Here is a 19,057-nt window from a genome sequence, read left to right on the forward strand (position 1 = left end):
TCTTCACCGTCCCCTACCGGAGCAGGTGCTTCGCCGCCGCTGTGATGTCAGTCCAACGGAAGTCGAATCCGGCGGCCTCGAGCCGTTCGGGCAGAACCCACCGGCTCTTGAGCACCAGTTCCGACTCCTGCCGCAGAACGATCATCCCGATCTCCAGCAGCCACCGGGGCGCGGGGATCCCGAAGGGCATGCGCACCGCTGTGCGCAGTGCTTTCATCAAGGTGGCATTGTCCGTGACCTGCGGGTTCGAAACGTTGACCGGGCCGTCGAGGTCCTCATGAGTGTCGATGAAGCGGATGGCGCGGAGGACATCATCGATATGGACCCAGCTGAACCGCTGCCGCCCGTGAGTCGACGGGTGCCCGTGCCACACTGTCGGACCTGACGCCTCCGGGCCGATCCCGCGATAGCGCCGGTGCGGGAACCAGCGTCCCTCGTGCTGGGGCCCGCCGGCACCGAACCTGGCCGCGGTGGCCAGCATGTTCAGGGCGGCTCCGTCACCGAGCACGATCGCCATCCTCAGCGCCACCCGTCTGGTGGCCGGCAGGCTGCCGGCGAAGAACTCCTTCTCCCAGGCTTTCGCGATATCGACGGAGAACCCTTCCCCGAGCTCCCCGTCCGTTTCGGTCTGGGGCCGGTCGATCGCATGGCGATAGATCGTTGCCGTGCTCGAGTTGATCCACAGTCGCGGCGGCGCCGAGGCGGCCCGCACCGCGTCATTGAGCGTGCGGGTGGTGGCGATGCGCGAATCCCAGATCTCCTGCCGGTTAGCATCGGTGTACCGGCAACCGACACTGCGACCCGCAAGGTTGATGAGCAGATCGCAGCCATCGACGAGCTCGGCGATCGCCTCAGGGGCATCCCATGTGACGTCGGCACGGGCAGGGGAGCGGCCGATCGTTCGTGTCGTATATCCCCAGGACCTCAGCGCGTTGAGCACCTCTCCGCCGATGAAGCCGGAGGCCCCGGCCACCGCTGCAACCGGTGCGCGGGCTGCGGCATCCGCACCGTTGTCATAGCTCGTGGAGGCGGTGGGGGCGGCATCGGCTCCCCGGGCGTTCGCGGATGCCGTCTCATCAGGCTGAAAGCTCATAGAAGGACGCTAACAGCAAGCGAAGTCAGGCCGGTGGAAACCGGGGTGGGTGGGTGTTTGTGTGGGGTGTGTGGTGGGTGTCACGTGGTGGAAGTCGGGTTTGGATTTGCGTGGTCGGGATTGCCTGGTCTAGAGTTATATCTCGTTGCCCCGCCGGAAACACGGTCTGAAAGACATGGTTTCCACCGGGCCTGACCAGGACAAACAGGGTTTGTCAGTGTGGTTGGGTGTTCGGGTGGGTGACACACAATGAAACTGGCGCCCCCAGTGAACACGCCCAAAATGTGGGTTGTGGTGATGGGTGAGTGTTTGTGGTTTGAGAATCCAATAGCGTGTTTGTTTGAACAATAAGTGATGCCAGATAATTTTTTCTGGTAAGACAACCGACAGGTTCGAACACTCGGGTGGCAGCCCTCGCCGGCTGGTTGCCCGAATTGTGTGTTCGGGTCTGTTATTTATTTGGTCAACCTTCTTCACCCCGTGAAGTGGGTTGACTGTCTTGCTGGGATTCATTCGTAACATAAATTTTTATGGAGAGTTTGATCCTGGCTCAGGACGAACGCTGGCTGCGTGCTTAACACATGCAAGTCGAACGCTGAAGCCCGGTGCTTGCACCTGGTGGATGAGTGGCGAACGGGTGAGTAACACGTGAGTAACCTGCCCCTGATTTCGGGATAAGCCTGGGAAACTGGGTCTAATACCGGATACGACCAGTACAGGCATCTGTTCTGGTGGAAAGTTTTTCGATCGGGGATGGGCTCGCGGCCTATCAGCTAGTTGGTGGGGTAATGGCCTACCAAGGCGACGACGGGTAGCCGGCCTGAGAGGGCGACCGGCCACACTGGGACTGAGACACGGCCCAGACTCCTACGGGAGGCAGCAGTGGGGAATATTGCACAATGGGGGAAACCCTGATGCAGCGACGCAGCGTGCGGGATGACGGCCTTCGGGTTGTAAACCGCTTTCAGCAGGGAAGAAGCGAAAGTGACGGTACCTGCAGAAGAAGTACCGGCTAACTACGTGCCAGCAGCCGCGGTAATACGTAGGGTACGAGCGTTGTCCGGAATTATTGGGCGTAAAGAGCTCGTAGGTGGTTGGTCACGTCTGCTGTGGAAACGCAACGCTTAACGTTGCGCGGGCAGTGGGTACGGGCTGACTAGAGTGCAGTAGGGGAGTCTGGAATTCCTGGTGTAGCGGTGAAATGCGCAGATATCAGGAGGAACACCGGTGGCGAAGGCGGGACTCTGGGCTGTAACTGACACTGAGGAGCGAAAGCATGGGGAGCGAACAGGATTAGATACCCTGGTAGTCCATGCCGTAAACGTTGGGCACTAGGTGTGGGGGACATTCCACGTTCTCCGCGCCGTAGCTAACGCATTAAGTGCCCCGCCTGGGGAGTACGGTCGCAAGGCTAAAACTCAAAGGAATTGACGGGGGCCCGCACAAGCGGCGGAGCATGCGGATTAATTCGATGCAACGCGAAGAACCTTACCAAGGCTTGACATACACTGGACCGTTCTGGAAACAGTTCTTCTCTTTGGAGCTGGTGTACAGGTGGTGCATGGTTGTCGTCAGCTCGTGTCGTGAGATGTTGGGTTAAGTCCCGCAACGAGCGCAACCCTCGTTCTATGTTGCCAGCACGTGATGGTGGGAACTCATAGGAGACTGCCGGGGTCAACTCGGAGGAAGGTGGGGATGACGTCAAATCATCATGCCCTTTATGTCTTGGGCTTCACGCATGCTACAATGGCTGGTACAGAGAGAGGCGAGCCCGTGAGGGTAAGCGAATCCCTTAAAGCCAGTCTCAGTTCGGATCGTAGTCTGCAATTCGACTACGTGAAGTCGGAGTCGCTAGTAATCGCAGATCAGCAACGCTGCGGTGAATACGTTCCCGGGCCTTGTACACACCGCCCGTCAAGTCACGAAAGTCGGTAACACCCGAAGCCGGTGGCCCAACCCCTTATGGGGAGGGGGCCGTCTAAGGTGGGACTGGTGATTGGGACTAAGTCGTAACAAGGTAGCCGTACCGGAAGGTGCGGCTGGATCACCTCCTTTCTAAGGAGCAAACATAAGAACCCCAACAGCGGAAGCCGAACGTGTTTCCGGTTGGGAGCTCAAGGGTGGAACATCACTCATTTCGCTCATACCTTCCAGCGTTGTCCGGTGACTGCCGTGTCATCGTTGGTGTGGGGTGGGCTAGAACAGGCACGTTATTGGGTCCTGGAATCACAAACCCCAACACATATGTGTTGGGTGTGGTTTCAACCAACAGGACCAACCCCAAGATCCGTGCAGCAGGAATGCTGCCGCGGGTGGTGGGTGTTTGGTAGTGGTTTGAGAATCGTATAGTGGACGCGAGCATCAATGCTGCAACCCCTTTCGGGTTGTGGTGTTATGTAATGTGATTTTTCTTGTCATCATCTTGTGTGATTGAAAGACAATTGTTTCGCGCACGCCCATCAACCCGACCATTGTGTAGGGGTGTGGTGAGTGTCTAAGAGCGCATGGTGGATGCCTTGGCATCAGGAGCCGATGAAGGACGTGGAAATCTGCGATAAGCCTCGGGGAGCCGATAAACAGGCGTTGATCCGAGGGTGTCCGAATGGGGAAACCCCGCCACTCGTGAGGGTGGTGACCCGTGTCTGAATATATAGGGCATGTGGGGGGAACGCGGGGAAGTGAAACATCTCAGTACCCGCAGGAAGAGAAAATAACAATGATTCCGGGAGTAGTGGCGAGCGAAACTGGATGAGCCTAAACCGTGTGCGTGTCAAGCGTGCTGGTGTTGCGTACACGGTGTTGTGGGGTTCGCATGGTCTGGTCCAGCATGGCCAGTCTGTCAGTGTGTGGGTGTAGTCGAACCTGGTGGGAAACAGGACCGGAGTGGGTGAGAGTCCCGTAGACGAAACACCGATGTGCTAGCAGTGTGCGTGTGCCCGAGTAGCACGGAACTCGTGGAATTTCGTGTGAATCTGCCAGGACCACCTGGTAAGGCTAAATACTTCCTGATGACCGATAGCGGAATAGTACCGTGAGGGAATGGTGAAAAGTACCCCGGGAGGGGAGTGAAAGAGTACCTGAAACCATGTGCTTACAATCCGTCAGAGCAGTATCTAGATGACTGTGATGGCGTGCCTTTTGAAGAATGAGCCTGCGAGTTAGCGGTGCGTGGCGAGGTTAACCCGTGTGGGGTAGCCGTAGCGAAAGCGAGTCCGAATAGGGCGAACCTAGTCGCGTGTCCTAGACCCGAAGCGGAGTGATCTAGCCATGGGCAGGGTGAAGCGTGTGTAAGAGCGCGTGGAGGCCCGCACCCACTTCAGTTGAAAATGGAGGGGATGACCTGTGGTTAGGGGTGAAAGGCCAATCAAACTCTGTGATAGCTGGTTCTCCCCGAAATGCATTTAGGTGCAGCGTTGCGTGGTTCTTGCTGGAGGTAGAGCTACTGGATGGCTGATGGGCCCCACCGGGTTACTGACGTCAACTAAACTCCGAATGCCAGTCAAGGTTCAGCGTGGCAGTGAGACAGTGGGGGATAAGCTTCATTGTCGAGAGGGAAACAGCCCAGACCATCAACTAAGGCCCCTAAGCGTGTGCTCAGTGGGAAAGGATGTTCAGTTGCGAAGACAACCAGGAGGTTGGCTTAGAAGCAGCCACCCTTGAAAGAGTGCGTAATAGCTCACTGGTCAAGTGATTGAGCGCCGATAATGTAGCGGGGCTAAGTACACCGCCGAAGTTGTGGCAGCACCACGAATAGCCGTAATGGTGTGGTGTTGGGTAGGGGAGCGTCGAGTTGCCGGTGAAGCTGCAGTGTGAACTAGTGGTGGAGGCGATTCGAGTGAGAATGCAGGCATGAGTAGCGAAAGACGGGTGAGAAACCCGTCCACCGGATGACCAAGGGTTCCAGGGCTAGGCTAATCCGCCCTGGGTAAGTCGGGACCTAAGGCGAGGCCGACAGGCGTAGTCGATGGACAACCAGTTGATATTCTGGTACCGACACACAACCGACAGTACCAAAACACACGATACTAACCCTGTGATGTCCCCGTCAGACCTTCGGGTCTGTGGTTGGGACTGAGTGGGGGACCTGAGTGTGGAGTCGGTAAGCGTGAGGTGTGACGCAGAAAGGTAGCCAGGCCGTGCGATGGTAGTCACGGTCTAAGGTTGTAGCACGTGGGGGTAGGCAAATCCGTCCCCACAAGTGTGTGAGAGCTGATGGGCGCCCCACATTGGTGGGGTGATCTGGTGATCCTCTGCTGCCGAGAAAAGCATCGACGTGAGGGTGTGTGTTGCCCGTACCCTATAACCGACACAGGTGGTCGAGTAGAGAATACTAAGGTGATCGAGAGAATCGTGGTTAAGGAACTCGGCAAAATGCCCCCGTAACTTCGGGAGAAGGGGGACCATCCCGGTGAACAGGACTTGCTCCTGGATGTGCTGGTGGTGGTCGCAGAGGCCAGAGAGAAGCGACTGTTTATTAAAAACACAGGTCCGTGCGAAGATGTAAGTCGATGTATACGGACTGACGCCTGCCCGGTGCTGGAAGGTTAAGAGGACCTGTTAACCCACTTGTGGGTGAAGCGGAGAATTTAAGCCCCAGTAAACGGCGGTGGTAACTATAACCATCCTAAGGTAGCGAAATTCCTTGTCGGGTAAGTTCCGACCTGCACGAATGGCGTAACGACTTCTCTGCTGTCTCAACCACGAACTCGGCGAAATTGCATTACGAGTAAAGATGCTCGTTACGCGCAGCAGGACGGAAAGACCCCGAGACCTTCACTATAGTTTGGTATTGGTGTTCGGTGTGGTTTGTGTAGGATAGGTGGGAGACGTTGAAGCGTGGTCGCTAGATCATGTGGAGTCGATCGGTGAAATACCACTCTGACCATAGTGGATTCCTTAACTTCGGACCCTGATCGGGTTCAGGGACAGTGCCTGATGGGTAGTTTAACTGGGGCGGTTGCCTCCTAAAGAGTAACGGAGGCGCCCAAAGGTTCCCTCAGCCTGGTTGGCAATCAGGTGTCGAGTGTAAGTGCACAAGGGAGCTTGACTGTGAGACGGACGTGTCGAGCAGGAGCGAAAGCTGGGACTAGTGACCCGGCCATGGCTTGTGGAAGCGTGGTCGCTCAACGGATAAAAGGTACCTCGGGGATAACAGGCTGATCTTGCCCAAGAGTCCATATCGACGGCATGGTTTGGCACCTCGATGTCGGCTCGTCGCATCCTGGGGCTGGAGTCGGTCCCAAGGGTTGGGCTGTTCGCCCATTAAAGCGGTACGCGAGCTGGGTTTAGAACGTCGTGAGACAGTTCGGTCCCTATCCGCTGCGTGCGTAGGAAATTTGTGGAGGTCTGTCCTTAGTACGAGAGGACCGGGACGGACGAACCTCTGGTGTGCCAGTTGTTCCGCCAGGAGCATGGCTGGTTGGCTACGTTCGGGATGGATAACCGCTGAAAGCATCTAAGCGGGAAGCCTGCTCCGAGATGAGATTTCCATCCGTGTTTTGCACGGGAGAGGTGTCCTATAGATGATGGGGTTGATAGGCCGGGTATGGAAGCACTGTGAGGTGTGGAGTTGACTGGTACTAATACACCGATCACTCACTCACTCTAACTATTTGGTTGGGGTGGTGTGCGTGGAGTTTGTTTGTGGTCACACATATAAGAGAGTGTTGACAAGATTGTTTCACCCCTGACGGGGTGCGTGTTATGTAGCCTTTTGTTTGGTGTTCGCGTTCGCTGTGCGGTTCTTGGACCATTACCGCCCATAACCCCTCTTGTGGGGTGTGTGGTGGTGGTCTGTGTGGTTTTGCGGTGGTGATAGTGGTGGGGAAACGCCCGGTTAACCGTTCCGATCCCGGTAGCTAAGCCCATGCGCGCTGATGGTACTGCAACTTGGTGGTTGTGGGAGAGTAAGTGACTGCCGCAATATTCTTTTGGAGAGTGTGGGGTACAACCTTTTAGGGGTTGTGTCCCACACTCTCCTTTTTTGCATTCACCAGGTACACCCGAAACCCTCGGGCAGCCGGCTGGATGCACTCTTGTTGACCTCAGTAATGACGCGTATCATAGTCGTTAGATGATGTAGCGAGTTCGATACGCACCGTTAGGGGCAAAGATGTCTGTCACCCGTCAGGTCGAACGCCGCCTCGATGAAATCGGTTCATCGATTCGACGGTGGCGACTGATGCAGTCGTTGAAAGCTGCCGAAGTCGCTGAACGTGCCGGGATCTCACGATCGACGCTGCAGAAGATCGAACGAGGAGACGCCGGCGTCTCCCTCGGCGCAGTCATGTCGGTGATGCAGGCATTGGGGCAGCTCGACCACGTGGCAGCTTCGTTCGACCCGTTGAGCACCGATGTCGGACGACTGCGGTCGACAGAATCGCTGCCCGAGCGAGTCCGCCGATGAGTGAGCAGGTCCGGGTTGAGATGGAACACGACGGTGCTCCGATCTTCGTGGGGACCGCCTATTTCCACATCGGTCGCGGGCAGACCTCGACCACGTTCAAGTACTCCGACGAGTATGCATCGTCCCGGTGGGCCTACTCGATAGATCCTGAGCTCCCACTGTCGACGGCACCCTTCAGTGTTCCGAGCCTGCCTGGTGCTTTCGCTGACTGCGCACCAGACCGGTGGGGTCGCAACCTCGTTGCCAAAGAACATCGGCGACTTGTGTCCGCAGGTATGGTCAGCGACCGCCGTCTCACAGATATCGACTACCTACTCGGAGTGAGCGACTCGACCCGCCAAGGAGCGCTTCGGTTCCGCCGCCGTGCTGACGGACCATTCCTCAGCGACAACAGCCGGGTACCGAAGCTGCTGGCACTGCCCGAACTCCAACGCGCAGCAGATGGCGTCACAGAGGGGTCCGCTGCGGCCATCAAGCGCCTCCTCGATGCAGGGACCGGATCACTGGGTGGTGCTCGCCCCAAGGCATCGGTGGCCGACGACGCGGGACGACTGCAGATCGCTAAGTTCACGCGCCCCACGGATGAGTGGGACGTGATCGCGTGGGAGGGAGTGGCGCTCGAGCTCGCTCGAATGGCGGGTATCGAAGTCCCAAAGAGCAGAGTCCTCAGCATCGAGGACCGATCGGTCCTCCTCTTGGAGCGGTTCGACAGGGCCTCCGACAGACGAATCGGGTACATCAGTGCAATGACAGCGGCCGGGCGGCGCGACGGAGAAGCTGCCGACTACCTCGACGTCGTAGAGGCAATAGAAGATCACAGCCGGCGCTGGAGACAAGATTGTGCCGAACTGTATCGACGAGTGGTGTTCTCTGCCGCGGTGCACAATACAGACGACCATCTGCGCAACCACGGTTTCCTTCGAGCAGAAGCGGGATGGCAGCTGAGCCCGGCATTTGATATCAACATCGAACCTGAGCCGGCAGTCGAACGGCAGACTGCGATCAACGGAGCGGTCTCAGCAGATGACGAACCCGAAGCACTCCTCGACTTCGCGCCACTGTGTCACCTGACTGCACCGGCGGCCCGGATGATCATCCACGAGGTCGTAGACGCTGTCGCCGAATGGAACTCGGTGGCAGCCGGCCAGGGGATCGGCAGCACGGAGCGGGACGCGGTTGGTGCAGTCATCGAGTCCCAGAGTGAGCACCTTCGAGCAATATCCACGTCGACACTCTGAGCTCCGGGGGAGTCCATTCCCTGTCCTGCCGCGTGATTCCGGGGTGGGTGGGTGTTTGTGTGGGGTGTGTGGTGGGTGTCACGTGGTGGAAGTCGGGTTTGGATTTGCGTGGTCGGGATTGCCTGGTCTAGAGTTATATCTCGTTGCCCGGCCGGAAACACGGTCTGAAAGACATGGTTTCCACCGGACCTGACCAGGACAAACAGGGTTTGTCAGTGTGGTTGGGTGTTCGGGTGGGTGACACACAATGAAACTGGCGCCCCCAGTGAACACGCCCAAAATGGTGGGTTGTGGTGATGGGTGAGTGTTTGTGGTTTGAGAATCCAATAGCGTGTTTGTTTGAACAATAAGTGATGCCAGATAATTATATTTTCTGGTGAGACAACCGACAGGTTCGAACACTCGGGTGGCAGCCCTCGCCGGCTGGCACCCTGATTGTGTGTTCGGGTCTGTTATTTATTTGGTCAACCTTCTTCACCCCGTGAAGTGGGTTGACTGTCTTGCTGGGATTCATTCGTAACATAATTTTTTTATGGAGAGTTTGATCCTGGCTCAGGACGAACGCTGGCTGCGTGCTTAACACATGCAAGTCGAACGCTGAAGCCCGCAGCTTGCTGTGGGTGGATGAGTGGCGAACGGGTGAGTAACACGTGAGTAACCTGCCCCTGATTTCGGGATAAGCCTGGGAAACTGGGTCTAATACCGGATATGACCAGTACAGGCATCTGTTCTGGTGGAAAGTTTTTCGATCGGGGATGGGCTCGCGGCCTATCAGCTTGTTGGTGGGGTAATGGCCTACCAAGGCGACGACGGGTAGCCGGCCTGAGAGGGCGACCGGCCACACTGGGACTGAGACACGGCCCAGACTCCTACGGGAGGCAGCAGTGGGGAATATTGCACAATGGGGGAAACCCTGATGCAGCGACGCAGCGTGCGGGATGACGGCCTTCGGGTTGTAAACCGCTTTCAGCAGGGAAGAAGCGAAAGTGACGGTACCTGCAGAAGAAGTACCGGCTAACTACGTGCCAGCAGCCGCGGTAATACGTAGGGTACGAGCGTTGTCCGGAATTATTGGGCGTAAAGAGCTCGTAGGTGGTTGGTCACGTCTGCTGTGGAAACGCAACGCTTAACGTTGCGCGGGCAGTGGGTACGGGCTGACTAGAGTGCAGTAGGGGAGTCTGGAATTCCTGGTGTAGCGGTGAAATGCGCAGATATCAGGAGGAACACCGGTGGCGAAGGCGGGACTCTGGGCTGTAACTGACACTGAGGAGCGAAAGCATGGGGAGCGAACAGGATTAGATACCCTGGTAGTCCATGCCGTAAACGTTGGGCACTAGGTGTGGGGGACATTCCACGTTCTCCGCGCCGTAGCTAACGCATTAAGTGCCCCGCCTGGGGAGTACGGTCGCAAGGCTAAAACTCAAAGGAATTGACGGGGGCCCGCACAAGCGGCGGAGCATGCGGATTAATTCGATGCAACGCGAAGAACCTTACCAAGGCTTGACATACACTGGACCGTTCTGGAAACAGTTCTTCTCTTTGGAGCTGGTGTACAGGTGGTGCATGGTTGTCGTCAGCTCGTGTCGTGAGATGTTGGGTTAAGTCCCGCAACGAGCGCAACCCTCGTTCTATGTTGCCAGCACGTGATGGTGGGAACTCATAGGAGACTGCCGGGGTCAACTCGGAGGAAGGTGGGGATGACGTCAAATCATCATGCCCTTTATGTCTTGGGCTTCACGCATGCTACAATGGCTGGTACAGAGAGAGGCGAGCCCGTGAGGGTAAGCGAATCCCTTAAAGCCAGTCTCAGTTCGGATCGTAGTCTGCAATTCGACTACGTGAAGTCGGAGTCGCTAGTAATCGCAGATCAGCAACGCTGCGGTGAATACGTTCCCGGGCCTTGTACACACCGCCCGTCAAGTCACGAAAGTCGGTAACACCCGAAGCCGGTGGCCCAACCCCTTATGGGGAGGGGGCCGTCTAAGGTGGGACTGGTGATTGGGACTAAGTCGTAACAAGGTAGCCGTACCGGAAGGTGCGGCTGGATCACCTCCTTTCTAAGGAGCACACATCAGAACCCCAACAGCGGAAGCCGAACGTGTTTCCGGTTGGGAGCTCAAGGGTGGAACATCACTTTTCTTCGCTCGCCCACACAGCCTGGCTGGGGTCAATGCCCCGGGTGCGGTTGTGGTTTTCGGGTGGGCTAGAACGAACACGTTATTGGGTCCTGGAATCACAAACCCCAACACATATGTGTTGGGTGTGGTTTCAACCAACAGGACCAACCCCAGGATCCGTGCAGCAGGAATGCTGGCGCGGGTGGTGGGTGTTTGGTAGTGGTTTGAGAATCGTATAGTGGACGCGAGCATCAATGCTGCAACCCTCTTGTGGGTTGTGGTGTTATGTAATGTGATTTTTCTTGTCATCATCTTGTGTGATTGAAAGACAATTGTTTCGCGCACGCCCATCAACCCGACCTTTGTGTAGGGGTGTGGTGAGTGTCTAAGAGCGCATGGTGGATGCCTTGGCATCAGGAGCCGATGAAGGACGTGGAAATCTGCGATAAGCCTCGGGGAGCCGATAAACAGGCGTTGATCCGAGGGTGTCCGAATGGGGGAACCCCGCCACTCGTGAGGGTGGTGACCCGTGTCTGAATATATAGGGCATGTGGGGGGAACGCGGGGAAGTGAAACATCTCAGTACCCGCAGGAAGAGAAAATAACAATGATTCCGGGAGTAGTGGCGAGCGAAACTGGATGAGCCTAAACCGTGTGCGTGTCAAGCGTGCTGGTGTTGTGTACACGGTGTTGTGGGGTTCGCATGGTCTGGTCCAGCATGGCCAGTCTGTCAGTGTGTGGGTGTAGTCGAACCTGGTGGGAAACAGGACCGGAGTGGGTGAGAGTCCCGTAGACGAAACATCGATCGACTGTCAGTGTGCGTGTGCCCGAGTAGCACGGAACTCGTGGAATTTCGTGTGAATCTGCCAGGACCACCTGGTAAGGCTAAATACTTCCTGATGACCGATAGCGGAATAGTACCGTGAGGGAATGGTGAAAAGTACCCCGGGAGGGGAGTGAAAGAGTACCTGAAACCATGTGCTTACAATCCGTCAGAGCAGTATCTAGATGACTGTGATGGCGTGCCTTTTGAAGAATGAGCCTGCGAGTTAGCGGTGCGTGGCGAGGTTAACCCGTGTGGGGTAGCCGTAGCGAAAGCGAGTCCGAATAGGGCGTATGAGTCGCGTGTCCTAGACCCGAAGCGGAGTGATCTAGCCATGGGCAGGGTGAAGCGTGTGTAAGAGCGCGTGGAGGCCCGCACCCACTTCAGTTGAAAATGGAGGGGATGACCTGTGGTTAGGGGTGAAAGGCCAATCAAACTCTGTGATAGCTGGTTCTCCCCGAAATGCATTTAGGTGCAGCGTTGCGTGGTTCTTGCTGGAGGTAGAGCTACTGGATGGCTGATGGGCCCCACCGGGTTACTGACGTCAACTAAACTCCGAATGCCAGTCAAGGTTCAGCGTGGCAGTGAGACAGTGGGGGATAAGCTTCATTGTCGAGAGGGAAACAGCCCAGACCATCAACTAAGGCCCCTAAGCGTGTGCTCAGTGGGAAAGGATGTTCAGTTGCGAAGACAACCAGGAGGTTGGCTTAGAAGCAGCCACCCTTGAAAGAGTGCGTAATAGCTCACTGGTCAAGTGATTGAGCGCCGATAATGTAGCGGGGCTAAGTACACCGCCGAAGTTGTGGCAGCACCACGAATAGCCGTAATGGTGTGGTGTTGGGTAGGGGAGCGTCGAGTTGCCGGTGAAGCTGCAGTGTGAACTAGTGGTGGAGGCGATTCGAGTGAGAATGCAGGCATGAGTAGCGAAAGACGGGTGAGAAACCCGTCCACCGGATGACCAAGGGTTCCAGGGCTAGGCTAATCCGCCCTGGGTAAGTCGGGACCTAAGGCGAGGCCGACAGGCGTAGTCGATGGACAACCAGTTGATATTCTGGTACCGACACACAACCGACAGTACCAAAACACACGATACTAACCCTGTGATGTCCCCGTCAGACCTTCGGGTCTGTGGTTGGGACTGAGTGGGGGACCTGAGTGTGGAGTCGGTAAGCGTGAGGTGTGACGCAGAAAGGTAGCCAGGCCGTGCGATGGTAGTCACGGTCTAAGGTTGTAGCACGTGGGGGTAGGCAAATCCGTCCCCACAAGTGTGTGAGAGCTGATGGGCGCCCCACATTGGTGGGGTGATCTGGTGATCCTCTGCTGCCGAGAAAAGCATCGACGTGAGGGTGTGTGTTGCCCGTACCCTATAACCGACACAGGTGGTCGAGTAGAGAATACTAAGGTGATCGAGAGAATCGTGGTTAAGGAACTCGGCAAAATGCCCCCGTAACTTCGGGAGAAGGGGGACCATCCCGGTGAACAGGACTTGCTCCTGGATGTGCTGGTGGTGGTCGCAGAGGCCAGAGAGAAGCGACTGTTTATTAAAAACACAGGTCCGTGCGAAGATGTAAGTCGATGTATACGGACTGACGCCTGCCCGGTGCTGGAAGGTTAAGAGGACCTGTTAACCCACTTGTGGGTGAAGCGGAGAATTTAAGCCCCAGTAAACGGCGGTGGTAACTATAACCATCCTAAGGTAGCGAAATTCCTTGTCGGGTAAGTTCCGACCTGCACGAATGGCGTAACGACTTCTCTGCTGTCTCAACCACGAACTCGGCGAAATTGCATTACGAGTAAAGATGCTCGTTACGCGCAGCAGGACGGAAAGACCCCGAGACCTTCACTATAGTTTGGTATTGGTGTTCGGTGTGGTTTGTGTAGGATAGGTGGGAGACGTTGAAGCGTGGTCGCTAGATCATGTGGAGTCGATCGGTGAAATACCACTCTGACCATAGTGGATTCCTTAACTTCGGACCCTGATCGGGTTCAGGGACAGTGCCTGATGGGTAGTTTAACTGGGGCGGTTGCCTCCTAAAGAGTAACGGAGGCGCCCAAAGGTTCCCTCAGCCTGGTTGGCAATCAGGTGTCGAGTGTAAGTGCACAAGGGAGCTTGACTGTGAGACGGACGTGTCGAGCAGGAGCGAAAGCTGGGACTAGTGACCCGGCCATGGCTTGTGGAAGCGTGGTCGCTCAACGGATAAAAGGTACCTCGGGGATAACAGGCTGATCTTGCCCAAGAGTCCATATCGACGGCATGGTTTGGCACCTCGATGTCGGCTCGTCGCATCCTGGGGCTGGAGTCGGTCCCAAGGGTTGGGCTGTTCGCCCATTAAAGCGGTACGCGAGCTGGGTTTAGAACGTCGTGAGACAGTTCGGTCCCTATCCGCTGCGTGCGTAGGAAATTTGTGGAGGTCTGTCCTTAGTACGAGAGGACCGGGACGGACGAACCTCTGGTGTGCCAGTTGTTCCGCCAGGAGCATGGCTGGTTGGCTACGTTCGGGATGGATAACCGCTGAAAGCATCTAAGCGGGAAGCCTGCTCCGAGATGAGATTTCCATCCGTGTTTTGCACGGGAGAGGTGTCCTATAGATGATGGGGTTGATAGGCCGGGTATGGAAGCACTGTGAGGTGTGGAGTTGACTGGTACTAATACACCGATCACTCACTCACTCTAACTATTTGGTTGGGGTGGTGTGCGTGGAGTTTGTTTGTGGTCACACATATAAGAGAGTGTTGACAAGATTGTTTCACCCCTGACGGGGTGCGTGTTATGTAGCCTTTTGTTTGGTGTTCGCGTTCGCTGTGCGGTTCTTGGACCATTACCGCCCATAACCCCTCTTGTGGGGTGTGTGGTGGTGGTCTGTGTGGTTTTGCGGTGGTGATAGTGGTGGGGAAACGCCCGGTTAACCGTTCCGATCCCGGTAGCTAAGCCCATGCGCGCTGATGGTACTGCAACTTGGTGGTTGTGGGAGAGTAAGTGACTGCCGCAATATTCTTTTGGAGAGTGTGGGGTACAACCTTTTAGGGGTTGTGTCCCACACTCTCCTTTTTTGCATTCATCCCTTTGTGCTCTCATGGGATCACCCGACAACGCCTTCGGGAAAACCACAGTTCCAACATGCAATGTTGTCGGTAATGTGGAATCCATGACGACTACTGAGACCGACACATCATCGGCTTCCGAACCATCAGAATCCATTCCCCACAATCCCCAAATCGGCTCAGCGGCGGAGACCTCCGGCAGTGACCGCCCTCGGCTGTTCGGAGTGCTGTGGGCGCTCCATTGGCTGCTGCGCATCGGACTTGCCGTATCGCTCCTGCCATACGCATGGACCAAGGTCTTCCACGTGCAGATGGGCTATGCCGACTATGCCGACGCGATCGTCCAATACGGAGAGATGAGTCCTATGGGACTGCTGTGGCGCTTCATGGCGTTCTCTCCCACAGTGCAGCTCCTGGCAGGCCTTGCCGAGCTCATCGCCGTCATCCTCCTGCTCTTCCGCCGGACCGCCTGGCTCGGCGCCCTGATCGCAGCTCTGGACATGAGTGTCGTGTTCCTGCTCAACCTGACTTTCGACGTACCCGTCAAGCAGCTGTCCGGCGCGATGGCCCTGGTCGGCCTCATCTTGCTCATTCCCAATGTCCCGCGCGTTGCCAAGTTCCTGCTCGGCCGCAGTGTCGGACCGGCCGTCAGCGGGCTCATCTGGCGCAACCGCACCTTCGTACGCATCACCCGCTGGATCTCACCAGCCCTCGCTGTCGTCATCATCGTCGGCAGCGGCGTGGCCTCCGGGCTGAGCTTCGGCTGGGGCCGCACCAGTGGACCAGAAGAGATCTCGGGCGTCTATACAGTCACCGCCGAAGGAGAGCCGGCGAAGATCGACGGCACCGGCCACACGACGGACGACATCACCCAGATCGCCTTCGGCCAAGTCGGCTCAGGCAAGGGCAAACGGATGAGCATCCGCTACGCCGACGGCGACTTCCAGGACGGCCTGTACAGCGTCGACGGATCATCACTGACCGCGGAGCTCTATCCCATCCGAGAAGGCGCCCAGACGCTCATACGCGACGCGTCAGGCACACTCGAGTTCGACTACGAGGACATCGGTGACGGCACCTACTCCCTGAAGGTCGATGACAGCGAACTGACGATCAAGAGCGACGAAGAACGACGGTTCCTCTTCGACCGCGGATTCCGATGGGGACCGGAGGCGCCGGTGAACCGGTAGGACACCAAAGACAGCTGTGGGCCCGCAGAGATCTGCGGGCCCACAACTTTGGTGTCTACAGCTCGAATCAACGTCCGAACAGCTTGGAGAACAGGCCCTTCTTCTTCGGCTTGTCTTCCTTGGCCGATGGTTCTTCGGCCTTGTGCTCGTCCTCACCGGAAGACTGCGGTTGAGGCTCCGCAGCCGCCCGTTCTGCGGCAGCGGAGTCGACCGAGTCATCGGCAGCTGGTTCTTCGGCGGGGACGGAGTCGGCGGGGGAGTGTTCCTCTGCCGACGGTGCGGCAGGCTCTTCGCGAACCGAGTCCCTCGAACCGGGTCCTGTCGCGGAGTCCGCGCCCGCGCCGGAGGTGGGGGCCGCCTCGGCGGGGGACGGCGTCGTCGCCGACCCGGCAGGGGAGGACTGCACAGCCGGTCGGGTGTCGGCAGACGCACCTGCAGACGGTGTCGGTGTGCTCGGCGTCGCCTCGGCGGGCGTGTGCCCTGCTACCGCGAACTGCTCGGCGGCTTCGCCCTCGAGCGGAGTATTCATATCGCAGTTGGAGATGCGTCGCTCGGAATCGAATGACAAGTCAGCCGAACCGTCAGCGAACAGCATCCGCAGGCCGCCGTCCGGCAGCTCGCGGACCGGGATTCCGCGCTTTGCCACGTACGCGTCGATGGCGGCGCGATGATCGCTGACCGTCGTCTGTGTGAGACCCTGCATCAACGCGCGGACGGAGACCTTCACCTGCGGTTCCGGCAAGGTGATCTCGGGGGACTCGATGAGAAGCCACACGGTCGTGCCGGCACCGGCACCGGCCGGGTAGTGCGCCCACTTGCCGGTCGCTTCCTTCGCCGCGAGAGTCAGGCGCAGCGCCAACTCCTCATCGAGGTCGAGTTCGGCGGTCGTGAGCTCAGCGACCTCCTCGGCGGCACCGAACTTGCGAACCTCATGGGACAGACCGACGACTGCCTCGGGGAAGTCGTTGACATTCTCCCAACCCCACAGCCAGGTCTTGTCCCGGCTCGATTCGGAGCCGAGCAGGTGCGGTCGTGCGCGCAGAACGACACCGTCGGAGGAGCTGAACGTCAGGTGCGGGTCGGCACCGAAGTCGACTTCCCATTCGGCATCGGCGATGAGCCCACCGAAATGCGTTTGCACCTCGGTGGAGTAGAAGACGGCGCGATTGACCAGGTCCTGCAGAGTTGAGCTCATGATTCCAGCCTATGCCGGAGCGCACGAGAATCGAGGAGGCACGCGGTGGAGCGGTCGTGTCAGTGCCGCATGGTGTGCTTGAGCGACAGCACGCCGACGGGCAATTCCGAGTGACGTCGGCCATCTATCGCTGGAAGGGGAATACATGTAAGATAGCCTGTTGCGCTTCGCAAGTCTCACGACTCATCTATCAGTCACTCTTCACTCAGGACGTTCAACGTGGCTTTACTCCGCCTGTCCCTGAAATATGCCAAAACCTATTGGCTGTTCATCGTTCTCGTCGTCATCCTCCAATTGGCTTCGACCATCGCTGCCCTGTACCTGCCGAGCCTCAATGCCCGGATCATCGACGAAGGTGTGGCCAAGGGCGACACCGACTTCATCTGGTCGACGGGCATGACGATGCTGCTCGTCTGCTTCGTCCAAGTCATCACCGCGATCATCGCGATCTACTTCGGTGCGCGCACCGGCATGGGTGTTGGACGGGACCTGCGGCGCGCCATCTACCGTCAGGTCGACGACCTGTCGATGCTCGAGGTCGCCAAGTTCGGCTCCGCGACCCTCATCACCCGCAACACCAACGATGTGCAGCAAGTCCAGATGCTTGTGCTCATGACACTGAACTTCATGGTCTCCACTCCGATCATGTGCATCGGCGGAATCATCATGGCCCTGCGTGAGGACGTCGGCCTGTCGTGGCTCGTCTGGGTCTCCGTGCCCGTCCTCTTCGTGGTCGTCGCCATCCTCGTCTACCTCCTCATGCCCCTGTTCCGCCGCATGCAGGGACAGGTCGACGACATCAACGGCGTCCTGCGCGAACAGATCACCGGCATCCGCGTCATCCGTGCGTTCGTCCGCGAACCCTTCGAAACCGACCGCTACGCCGACGCCAACCGCGCCCTGACCGAGACCTCTGTCAAGGTCGGGAACCTCTTCGTCCTCATGTTCCCCGCGATCATGATGATCCTCCACCTGGCCACCGCCGCAGTCCTGTGGTTCGGCGGACACCGCGTCGACGCCGGCCAGATGGAGGTCGGTTCGCTGACCGCATTCCTGCAGTACCTGCTGCAGATCCTCGTGGCAGTGATGATGGGCGTATTCATGATGATGATGATCCCCCGCGCCGTCGTCTGCGCCGAACGCATCGCCGAAATCCTCGACGCCCGCACCACCATGACGATTCCGGACGGTGTCGACGAACTCCCTCGCCGAGGCGAACTCGAGTTCCGCAATGTCACCTTCGGTTACCCCGGTGCCGAGGTTCCCGTCCTCGAGGGACTGAACTTCACCGCGAAGCCGGGCACGACGACGGCGATCATCGGCTCCACAGGCGCGGGAAAATCGACCATCGTCAACCTCGTTCCCCGCCTCATCGACCCGCAGGCAGGACAGGTGCTCATCGATGGAATTCCCGTCACCGAGTTCAACCGCCACCAACTGGCGCAGCTCATCGGACTGGTCCCGCAGAAGCCCTACCTGTTCTCCGGCACGATCGCCTCGAACCTGCGCTTCGGCAATGACCAGGCCACCGATGACGAGCTGTGGGAAGCTCTGCGCATCGCCCAAGCGGATGACTTCGTGGCCGACAAGGAGGACCAGCTCGATCAGGGCGTCGCCCAAGGCGGCACGAACTACTCCGGCGGGCAGCGGCAGCGACTGTGCATCGCTCGGGCGCTGACCGCGAAACCGCAGATCTACGTCTTCGACGACTCATTCTCCGCCCTCGACGTCGCCACCGACGCGCGTCTGCGCGCGGCACTCGACGAATCGACGGGCGATGCCACCGTCATCGTCGTCGCCCAGCGAGTCTCGACGATCCGTGACGCCGATCAGATCATCGTCCTCGAAGCAGGCAAGATCGTCGGACGCGGCACCCATGAGGAACTCGCCGAATCCAACTCCACCTACCGCGAGATCATCGAATCTCAGCTGACGACGGAAGAGGTGAACTGA

General features: G+C 57.9%; 6 protein-coding genes and 6 rRNA genes. 10 read left to right on the forward strand and 2 right to left on the reverse strand.

What is annotated here, in order from left to right; all coding sequences use genetic code 11:
• Positions 1-13: 13 nt before the first annotated feature.
• Positions 14-1,093, reverse strand: coding sequence for an epimerase (locus L1F31_RS03670; protein WP_265419343.1), 1,080 nt, complete (start codon positions 1,091-1,093; stop codon positions 14-16).
• A gap of 527 nt (positions 1,094-1,620) precedes the next feature.
• Between L1F31_RS03670 and L1F31_RS03675 the strand changes: the two genes are divergently transcribed.
• The 9 genes from L1F31_RS03675 to L1F31_RS03715 all read left to right on the forward strand — a co-directional run bounded on the left by L1F31_RS03675 (position 1,621) and on the right by L1F31_RS03715 (position 15,909).
• Positions 1,621-3,148 (forward strand): 16S ribosomal RNA (locus L1F31_RS03675).
• Positions 3,149-3,577: 429 nt separating this feature from the next.
• A 23S ribosomal RNA gene (locus L1F31_RS03680) occupies positions 3,578-6,696 on the forward strand.
• Positions 6,697-6,897: 201 nt separating this feature from the next.
• Positions 6,898-7,016, forward strand: a 5S ribosomal RNA gene (gene rrf, locus L1F31_RS03685).
• The 16S, 23S and 5S rRNA genes sit together here, the layout of an rRNA operon.
• 189 nt (positions 7,017-7,205) lie before the next feature.
• Positions 7,206-7,499, forward strand: a complete 294-nt coding sequence (locus tag L1F31_RS03690) for a helix-turn-helix domain-containing protein (RefSeq protein WP_265419344.1) — start codon at positions 7,206-7,208, stop codon at positions 7,497-7,499.
• Entirely contained in the window at positions 7,496-8,737 is a 1,242-nt protein-coding gene (locus tag L1F31_RS03695; RefSeq protein ID WP_265419345.1) for a type II toxin-antitoxin system HipA family toxin, read from the forward strand. Before L1F31_RS03690 ends, L1F31_RS03695 begins: the two co-directional genes overlap by 4 nt.
• Positions 8,738-9,266: 529 nt before the next feature.
• Positions 9,267-10,794, forward strand: a 16S ribosomal RNA gene (locus tag L1F31_RS03700).
• A gap of 435 nt (positions 10,795-11,229) precedes the next feature.
• Positions 11,230-14,347: ribosomal RNA gene (locus L1F31_RS03705) — 23S ribosomal RNA — on the forward strand.
• A 201-nt stretch (positions 14,348-14,548) separates the two neighbouring features.
• Positions 14,549-14,667 (forward strand): 5S ribosomal RNA (gene rrf, locus L1F31_RS03710).
• A gap of 156 nt (positions 14,668-14,823) precedes the next feature.
• Positions 14,824-15,909, forward strand: coding sequence for a DoxX family protein (locus L1F31_RS03715; RefSeq protein ID WP_265419346.1), 1,086 nt, complete (start codon positions 14,824-14,826; stop codon positions 15,907-15,909).
• A gap of 67 nt (positions 15,910-15,976) precedes the next feature.
• Here L1F31_RS03715 and L1F31_RS03720 read toward each other — a convergent pair whose 3' ends face one another.
• Entirely contained in the window at positions 15,977-17,104 is a 1,128-nt protein-coding gene (locus tag L1F31_RS03720; RefSeq protein WP_265419347.1) for a DUF6882 domain-containing protein, read from the reverse strand.
• A 219-nt stretch (positions 17,105-17,323) separates the two neighbouring features.
• Here L1F31_RS03720 and L1F31_RS03725 point away from each other — a divergent pair, with 219 nt between their 5' ends.
• Positions 17,324-19,057 (forward strand): ABC transporter ATP-binding protein, encoded by a 1,734-nt coding sequence (locus tag L1F31_RS03725; RefSeq protein WP_265419348.1) that lies wholly within the window; start codon positions 17,324-17,326, stop codon positions 19,055-19,057.

Origin of the sequence: Brevibacterium spongiae (assembly GCF_026168515.1) — a bacterium.
Taxonomy (GTDB): domain Bacteria; phylum Actinomycetota; class Actinomycetes; order Actinomycetales; family Brevibacteriaceae; genus Brevibacterium; species Brevibacterium spongiae.

Excerpts from the sequence above, each read along its gene's own strand:
- L1F31_RS03690 (WP_265419344.1), top strand. The coding sequence starts at position 7,206 with ATGTCTGTCACCCGTCAGGTCGAACGCCGCCTCGATGAAATCGGTTCA.
- L1F31_RS03695 (WP_265419345.1), top strand. The coding sequence starts at position 7,496 with ATGAGTGAGCAGGTCCGGGTTGAGATGGAACACGACGGTGCTCCGATC.
- L1F31_RS03720 (WP_265419347.1), bottom strand. The coding sequence starts at position 17,104 with ATGAGCTCAACTCTGCAGGACCTGGTCAATCGCGCCGTCTTCTACTCC.
- L1F31_RS03715 (WP_265419346.1), top strand. The coding sequence starts at position 14,824 with ATGACGACTACTGAGACCGACACATCATCGGCTTCCGAACCATCAGAA.
- L1F31_RS03670 (WP_265419343.1), bottom strand. The coding sequence starts at position 1,093 with ATGAGCTTTCAGCCTGATGAGACGGCATCCGCGAACGCCCGGGGAGCC.